Here is a 7,619-nt window from a genome sequence, read left to right on the forward strand (position 1 = left end):
GAGTAGGCCGGGAGGTAGAGCAGCCGGGCTCCCACCGCCTCGATCCGCTCGCGGACGCCGCTGACCTTGTGGGCCGGCAGATTGTCCATGACGACCGTGTCGCCGGGCTGGAGCGTCGGAGCGAGCACGTCGGCCACGTAGGTGCGGAAGGCCTGCCCGTTCATGGCACCGTCCAGCAGCCAGGGGGCGGTGATGCCGCTGGTGCGCAGACCCGCCGTGACAGTGGTGGTTTTCCAGTGGCCCTGCGGCACACTCATCCGGCAGCGTTCGCCCCGTGGAGCGCGCCCGTAGCGCCGGGCCATGGCGGTGTTGGCTGCGGTCTCGTCGATGAACACGAGGCGATCCGGGTCGAGGTCGAGTTGGCCCTCGAACCACGCCTCGCGCGCAGCTCTCACGTCCTCCCGGTCCTGCTCGGCCGCGTGCCCCGTACTTTTTTTCGCGAGATGCCGTGGCGCTTGAAGAAGCGCGAGAGGCTACTCTGGGCCACGCAGATGCCGCGTTCGGCCAGAGCCGCACGGAGTTCGTGCAGGTAGATGCCGGGCTGCGCTTCGTAGAGGGAGACGATCAGGTCGGCCTGCGCCTCGATCTGGTGCGAGCGCTTATCGCCGCCCATCGGCTTGGGCGCGACGTGGCCCTCACAGACGAAGCGCTCACACCACCGACTGGCGCTCGCCAGGCTGACCCCAAAGCGTTCGGCAGCTTTGTGTCGGGAGGCGCCGGCCGCGACGGCATGGACCACGCGTTGACGCAGATCGACGGACAGGGCTGAGGACATCGGCGCTCTCCTTCGCCGACCAACCCTTCACCGCGCCAGCCGTTTCATCACGCTCGGATGCTGCTCTAGACGAATTCAGGTCCGGCGGGGATGGTGATTGTCTCGAAACGAGAAAGACCGCCCCCAACGACGAATCGGGGACGGTCTCTTGTAGAGAGGTCGGCCAAGGGCCGGACCACCTCGCGCAACCGGATCTAAATCCCGATCCGGAGGATGTGTCCAGACCCTAGGCCGGCGTCATCAACACGTGGCTTAGGAACTGTGGCCATGCAGCAGCACTTCGACCTCATCCCCCATCAGACGGCAGGCGGCCTTGTCTGCCAGCGCCCGAGCGACGGCTACATCAACGCCACGGCGATGTGCCAGGCGACCGGGAAGCTCTTCGCTGACTACGGAAGGACCGCCAACACGAAGGCGTTTCTCGCCGCCCTCGCGAGCGATATGGGAATTCCCATAACGGAACTGGTTCAAGTAGTTAGGGGCGGAAATCCCGAAGAGCAGGGCACGTGGGTGCATCCTGATGTTGCGATCAACCTGGGGCAGTGGTGCTCACCAGAGTTCGCGGTTCAGGTAAGTCGGTGGGTCCGCGAGTGGATGACCGGGCGCGGCCAGCCGAAGTCGGTTATCCCGTACCACCTGCGCCGCCACATGGCGAACCACGGCAACGTCCCCGCAGGCCACTTCTCGATCCTGGTCGAGATGACGATCCTGCTCATCGCCCCGATGGAGAGCATGGGCTACACGCTGCCCGAGCGCCTGCTGCCGGACATCTCGCAAGGCCGGATCTTCTGCAAATGGCTCCGTGAAGAGTGGGATATCGACACCGATTCCCTCCCGACCTATCGGCATCGCTTCGAAGATGGACGGGTTGTCCCGGCCAAGGCCTACCCGGACGACATGCTGAAGGAGTTCCGGCGGCACTTCTGGACGGTCTGGCTGCCCCAGCGCGCCGAACACTACTTCGGCCCCCGGGATAGCAGGGCGCTGGAGTATCTGCCCCGCCTGATCGCCAAGGGCGCCTCTGCCGGATTGGCGGCGCCGTTCAAGAAGCTGCCGCCGCGGCCGATCCCGAAGAAGATGCGCCAGGCGTAAGACCACGGCATTTCTTGAGACAAGCGGAGCCCGGGCGGGACATACGGCCGCCTGGGCTAAAACTCATTCGAACATCCGGAGTATCACAATGGTTTGGGCCTATTTTCTCGCAAGCCTCTTCGTCGGAATTGGCGGGGCGTCAACTCTGTTCTACTTCGCGCGCAGGGATGCCTTCGGAAGAGCTTTCGTCGCCTTTGTCATCAGCTCGTCGGGATTCTCCGGCGCGTACAAGGTAATGTCTGAGGCCGCTCCGGAATATTCGCAGGCGCGAGCCGCAGTGCCCGCTCCGCAGGATCCTGCGAAGACCAAAGCGCCGGCCGCGAACTAAGGTGCGAGATCAGAGAACGAAAAAGAACTGCGTTGACGACTCGCTCGAACCCCGCCCAATCTGATCACGGGCGGGGTACCTTTCACAAAACGAGGATTCTATCCCAATGACCATTCAAGGCCAGCCAACCGTCCCGGGCGCCATCGAACTCGAAGCGGAACTCGACGAGGCTCGCAAGAACAGCAAGCACGTCGAGCTCTTCACGAGCGCGAAGACCCTCCGGTTCGCCGCCGGAGAGGCGCGCACGAGAAACGGCACGGTGATCGTGCCTCAGGCGCACGAGACCTACGTGATTCCGTTCCACGCGATCCAGATGCTGAAGATCAGCTAAGCACCCGCTCGGCCCCGCCCCGATCTGCTCACGGGCGGGGGAGCGTCCGATCTCACCAGCAGTCGAGCCATAGGCGGTATGGCTCTGCTGAAACTACAATATCTCGCGCGCCGAGTCAGGAAGACATGCGAATATGGCGCGTATATTCGAGTTAAAGTGCAGGCCGCAGCTCACAGCAAAGCAAGATTCTTTGTGAGGAAATGGAAGTGACAAATACTGTATCGGTCACATTTTACCCAGGCAAGGGGGCCGATGAAAAGGTTGCCGAATTAGAGATTATGGTGGGAAAAATTACAGCCAATTGGGCGGGTGTCGAAGATGGCATGTTTGAGATTTTTTATGGGGCCATTACAAACTGGGACTTTAATGCGGACATGAAAACTTTGAGGGCCTTGTTTTTTACATTTTCATCATACGAGCAAAAGATGAGAATGCTTCATAATGTAATAAAAACAAAGCTTAGAGATAGGCCGGAGCAATTAAATACTTGGATCGCTCTTAAGAAAAAAATTGATGGATATAGTAAAGTTCGGAATGATATCGCCCATCTCGTGGCATCATGCAAAAGCTCGACGGACCCGGAGGCTTTAGCGAATGTAAGACTAGTGCCTCCGTTCTGGAAAAGCACCAATCTAGGGCACGGGTTAGACGATTTTAATGAGATTGGTTATTGCGCGGAGGATTTGTGGAAAGCGATCTCGCCATATTGGGGCTATCATCCAAAGACCGAACAATATGTAAGGCCTGATACGCAACTGGCGTATCAGATCCAGGAGTTCGCACGATCATTCAAGGTCACGGAATAATTGGTCGTTCGAGAAATGGCAGGGCCAAGCGCACGAAAAAGCCCGCGCCGGCGAACCGGGCGGGCTGAAGGTTGTGATCTCGGTCTCAGGGGGAGTCCGAAAGATCGAGCAGACCATACCGCGCCTGAGGTCAAAGAAAAGCCCCGCGCGGCGGATGCCGGCGGGGCTCAAGATGATGGCGATGTGGGACGGTGTCAGGTCGGCAGACGCTCAATCCGCCCGCCGCATCTGCGCACCGCTGCGCTGGACAACGTCCTGAAACAGCTTGCCGCTGGCGGTCGTCGCTACCCGGGTCTCAGGGCCAGCCTTGTGGATGTTCACGACCACGCTGCCGTTGTTCTCGATCTGAGGCATGGCCACGACGCCTGCTCGTGAGGCCGCGGAGGCCACCCTGGCGCCGCTGGCACGCAGACCATCCGCTTCCGCCTGCTGAGCCTCGAAGGTCTTCCGGGCCGCCTCGCGAGCCGCCCAGCCCGCGCCGTCCGCCTTACCTCCACGCATCGCATTGGCCTGATCCATCGTCAGGCTGGGCGCGCCACCCATGCTGTTGGGCTTCAACACGCGGGGCGCGCCGTTGGGGAAGAAGTCGGTGACGCCACCGTCGGCTCGCTCGGCGGTCGCTGATCGCCCACTGGGAATGGGAACCGGCCGGACGGTGCCGATGCCATCGCGCAGTCCGATGCCCGCTCCGATGCGGCCGTGCCAAGCGCCCCAACCTTCTTTGCGGGCCGTGCGTAGGGCGAAGTCGATCTGCTCCTTCCAATGCTTCGGGTCACTGGCATGGTGGCCAGTCTCTCGGGTGTAGCGATCTCCGAGGCCCTTGAGCGTGAGGCCCGGGATGTTGGACCCGTAGTGCAGCTGGAAAGGGCCGAACGAGGTGCCCTTGTCGCCCGGCGTGTTCCTGACACCGGGGACGGAGCCTCGCAGACCCTCACTGTTGGCGATGCGCAGCGCCACGTTCGGATCGATGCCGTGGGCAATGGCGGACTGGCGAATGTACTCAGCCATCTCGGGGTTCACGTTCTTCATATCGCGGGCTGAGATGCCCTTGTAACCGCCAGGAGGAGCCAGCGACGGCACGTCCGGCCGCGGGCCGATCGGCGCGATGCTGGGCCGGCTGCCGCCCAGGCCGTTGAACCGCCCGCCTCCACTGAAGCTGCGGCCCCCACCAGCCGGGCCCTGTTCCCCGCCATACCCTGGCCCCGAGCCCCCGCCCGGGAGATTGGCGCCGCCACCGTATCCGCCTCGACGGAAGCCGCCGCCGAACGCTGCCGACTGGATCGTGGCCCCACCGAACAGGCCGCCCTGGGTGTCCATGGACTGCTTCTGAACGGTGGCGCCGCCGCGGCTGGCCTTCATCTCGTCGGTCAGGCTGTCGATCGAGCGACGCAGCTTGTCCGACGCCTCGAAGTCCTTCTGCCGCTGCTCGGGCGTCCGGCCCTCCAGGGCCTTCAGCTTGGCCTGCGCGGCGTCCAGATCCTTGTCGTAGCTTCCGGGCGCTCCGAGCAGGCCCATGCGCTGCTGAGTCCGGCCGATGAAGTGGCCCTGCGCCTCCTGCGCGGCGTCGCGCAGCTTCTTCAGGTCCTCGACCCGCTGCCGGGCCTCGATCTCGTCATCACCCACCCGCGGGGCGAGACGGCGACGCAGAGGGCCGTCGGCGCCCGGATCCTTGCCGGGCAGGACCGGTCCGGCGACGTTGTCGGCATGCGAGAAGGCCTCGGCGTAGTTTCCATTGCGCAGGCTGTGAATGGTCTGGGTGATCTCGTGCAGAGCGCTGGCGAGCGAGCCGGCCAACGCGGTGCCGGCCTTCAGCCCGGCCACCGTGTCCTCGCCGAACTGCTTCCAGTTGATCTCGCCGAGCTCCTTCTTCACCCCCTGCAGGCCTTCGCGGAGCGACTTGGTCACGTCGGCGCGTTCGCCCGACACCAAGGTATCCATCCAGGTCGTGAACTCGGTAGCCGGTCCGAGCAACTCTCGGGCGACTGTCAGGCCGAAGCGCTGCATCGAGCTGCGGAGGCTGCTGATGGATCGGTCGAACTTCTCCGCGTTGATGATGTCGGCCGGGTCGTAAGCGCCGAGGCGCTCACGCGCCTGCTTGAACATCTGGGTCACGGTGCCGAGGTGCTGATCGGCCAGGCGCTGGAAATCGTCGTTGCCGAAGAACTGCCGGGCGAAGATCCCGCGCTCGACCGGGTTCTTGATCGTCTCCATGAAGGTCAAAGCCTTCTTCAGCTTCTCACCTTCGTCCGAGGTGTGCTGGAGATCGGTGGCAAAGTTTTGGAAGGCCTTGCGGCCAGCGGCGTTCGTGCCCTGGTGGATCACCCAATTGAAGGCGTCGCCGGTGCTCCGGGAGAACGTCCGCATCTGAGCGGCGAAATTCTTGGCGCCCTGGGCCACGGCATCCTGCTCGATCCCGAACCGGCCAGCCACGGCACCGAATTCCTGTAGCGTCTTGGCGGCGATGCCGGTGTCGCGTGTCAGCTGCCCGAGACCCGTCAGGTTCCCGGTCAGCTTATTGAGCGCGGCCGAGATCCCGGCGACCGCCGCACCGGCGGTGAGGCCGGTGACACCCAAGGCGGCGAACGCCGGGTTCACGACGCTCGACGCGGTCCGGGCGGTCGATTGCATCGTGCTCTCGACCGATTTGAACCCCTTCACGAGCGTGTCGCTGTGGTTCGCGCCGGTCCTGGCCGTGTCGAGCAGCTGAGACCGGAGGGCTTTCAGGGGTCCGGAGAACTTGTCCTGGACCTCCGCCTGCATGCGGAGCGCTTCGTCGGCCATGCGGCTCTCCTACTCGTCGTGCGGATGGCGGGGCGGTCAGGCCGCCGCGGGGGTGCCGAGGTCGCTCGCCCGGAGGACGTTCAGCGGCATGCCGGGGGCAGGCGTCTTCTGGACGGCCAGGATCTTCAGGGGAGTGGCGTAGGTGTCGATCACCGCGCCCATCCACGACCCGTCCGCCAAAGCGGCCTGCACGCGGGCGTCGGGCACGTTCTCGGCCGGCACCTTCAGATTGGCCCGCGGCGTCACTGCGCAGCCCGCGTAGCTCCAACAGGCGCCATCAGGGACGTACCAGAGCCGGCCCTTACCGGCGGGGTCCTTGGCAGCCAGGGTTTCGAGGTCGGCATAGGTGGCCATGTCAGGTCTCCAGGCAGGTGACGATGGAGTCGGCGAAGCCGAGGGCGACGGCGCGCTCGGCAGTCAGGACGGTTTCAGCGGCCCGCAGGGCGGTCAGTTCGTGCCGGGGCAGGCCGGTGCGGCGGGCCAGAACGTCGAGGTGCGTGGCGTCGGCGTTCTCGGCGCCATGCGCGAGATCCAGCACACGAGCGGCGGCGCCCTTGGTGGCCTCTTCCGACCACAGGGCCCGCGCAAATCTGCGCAGGGCCTCTGCCGTGAGATGCCGGTCCGCGACCTCGGCGCCGGCTGCCTCGCGCGTGACGCGGCTGCTGTGCAGGCCGATGATGCCCTTCGTCTCAATGGAGATGCGCTCGCCCGCCATCGCAATCACGGCGCCCATCGAGTAGGCGTTGCGGATCGTGACCTCGATGGGCCGGCCGCACTCGCGCAAGGCGGTGTAAATCGCCAGGTCCTCGGCGCAGGATCCGCCGGGCGTGTCGATCACCACCCGGACCGGTCCGACCTGGTCAACCTCAAGGAGGGACCGACGCACGGCCGCCGCGCTCACGTGACCCTCGGCGATGTGCCCGTCGATCCAGATGCGGCCGTCGTTGCGGTCGAGGCTGTAGCGTCTCACTGCGCAGCCTCCGCAATCACTCCGAGCGTATCCGGCATCTGGCCCAGGTCGACCGGCGGCGGGGCCGGCGGCAGGCCCTTCCCGCCCTCGCCCAATTCGCCCGTGAACTTGACGACACGGACCGACCCGGTGTCGTCGATCTGGAAGCTGGCATTCGGCTCGATCAGCATGGCCCGCGTGATGGTCTGGCCGGCGGCGCTGCTCGGCGTGAAACCGATGCCCTTCGCGATCGCGGCCTGCGCGGCTGGCTCCGGCACTTCGACGTTGCCGGGAAACAGGTCGATCCGGTGGCCGAGGAACCCGCGGTAGAAGGCGGGCTGCGCGAGGCAGACCCGCACCATGGGGTACGCGACCGGCGCCGGGGCTGCCGACGGCTTCTGTGGGATCACGATCGGGGCGGCGCCCTCGCGGATCGCGTTGGCGTTGGCGCGCATCGGAGCCACGACTTCTTCGGCGCCGGCCACCGCGTCGAGGTGCAGCTTCGTCCACCACTCCTGCGTGGTGCGGGGGAGCAGCCCGGCCTGGCGCTTGGCGGC

General features: G+C 64.9%; 7 protein-coding genes and 1 pseudogene. 3 read left to right on the forward strand and 5 right to left on the reverse strand.

The window, feature by feature from the left end:
* A pseudogene (locus BM228_RS32785) lies at positions 1–775 on the reverse strand (IS630 family transposase); the annotation flags it as partial.
* 267 nt (positions 776–1,042) lie between these two features.
* Here BM228_RS32785 and BM228_RS32790 point away from each other — a divergent pair.
* From BM228_RS32790 to BM228_RS34380, 3 genes are all read left to right on the forward strand, one after another.
* Entirely contained in the window at positions 1,043–1,867 is an 825-nt protein-coding gene (locus tag BM228_RS32790) for a KilA-N domain-containing protein (protein ID WP_092047445.1), read from the forward strand.
* A gap of 434 nt (positions 1,868–2,301) precedes the next feature.
* Entirely contained in the window at positions 2,302–2,526 is a 225-nt protein-coding gene (locus tag BM228_RS32800) for a hypothetical protein (RefSeq protein ID WP_092047448.1), read from the forward strand.
* Positions 2,527–2,732: 206 nt separating this feature from the next.
* Positions 2,733–3,332, forward strand: a complete 600-nt coding sequence (locus BM228_RS34380; RefSeq protein WP_139234339.1) for a hypothetical protein — start codon at positions 2,733–2,735, stop codon at positions 3,330–3,332.
* A gap of 210 nt (positions 3,333–3,542) precedes the next feature.
* Here the strand turns inward: BM228_RS34380 and BM228_RS32805 are convergent, their stop codons facing one another.
* From BM228_RS32805 to BM228_RS35070, 4 genes are all read right to left on the reverse strand, one after another.
* On the reverse strand, positions 3,543–6,113 hold the full coding sequence (locus tag BM228_RS32805; RefSeq protein ID WP_092047450.1) for a hypothetical protein: 2,571 nt from the start codon (positions 6,111–6,113) through the stop codon (positions 3,543–3,545).
* A gap of 36 nt (positions 6,114–6,149) precedes the next feature.
* Positions 6,150–6,467 carry a hypothetical protein gene (locus BM228_RS32810; RefSeq protein ID WP_092047452.1) on the reverse strand — a complete coding sequence of 106 codons (318 nt, stop codon included), beginning with the start codon at positions 6,465–6,467 and terminating at the stop codon, positions 6,150–6,152.
* 1 nt (position 6,468) lies between these two features.
* Positions 6,469–7,083, reverse strand: a complete 615-nt coding sequence (locus BM228_RS35065) for an ATP-dependent Clp protease proteolytic subunit (RefSeq protein ID WP_167367908.1) — start codon at positions 7,081–7,083, stop codon at positions 6,469–6,471.
* Positions 7,080–7,619, reverse strand: a 540-nt coding sequence (locus tag BM228_RS35070; RefSeq protein WP_167367909.1) for a hypothetical protein, incomplete at its 5' end; no start/stop codon positions are given. The genes BM228_RS35070 and BM228_RS35065, both read right to left, overlap by 4 nt.

This window comes from Methylobacterium pseudosasicola, from assembly GCF_900114535.1.
Classification (GTDB): Bacteria; Pseudomonadota; Alphaproteobacteria; order Rhizobiales; family Beijerinckiaceae; genus Methylobacterium; species Methylobacterium pseudosasicola.

Bases quoted from the DNA above. Each gene is read 5' to 3' on its own strand.
- BM228_RS32790 (WP_092047445.1), top strand. From the start codon at position 1,043: ATGCAGCAGCACTTCGACCTCATCCCCCATCAGACGGCAGGCGGCCTT.
- BM228_RS32805 (WP_092047450.1), bottom strand. From the start codon at position 6,113: ATGGCCGACGAAGCGCTCCGCATGCAGGCGGAGGTCCAGGACAAGTTC.
- BM228_RS32800 (WP_092047448.1), top strand. From the start codon at position 2,302: ATGACCATTCAAGGCCAGCCAACCGTCCCGGGCGCCATCGAACTCGAA.
- BM228_RS32810 (WP_092047452.1), bottom strand. From the start codon at position 6,467: ATGGCCACCTATGCCGACCTCGAAACCCTGGCTGCCAAGGACCCCGCC.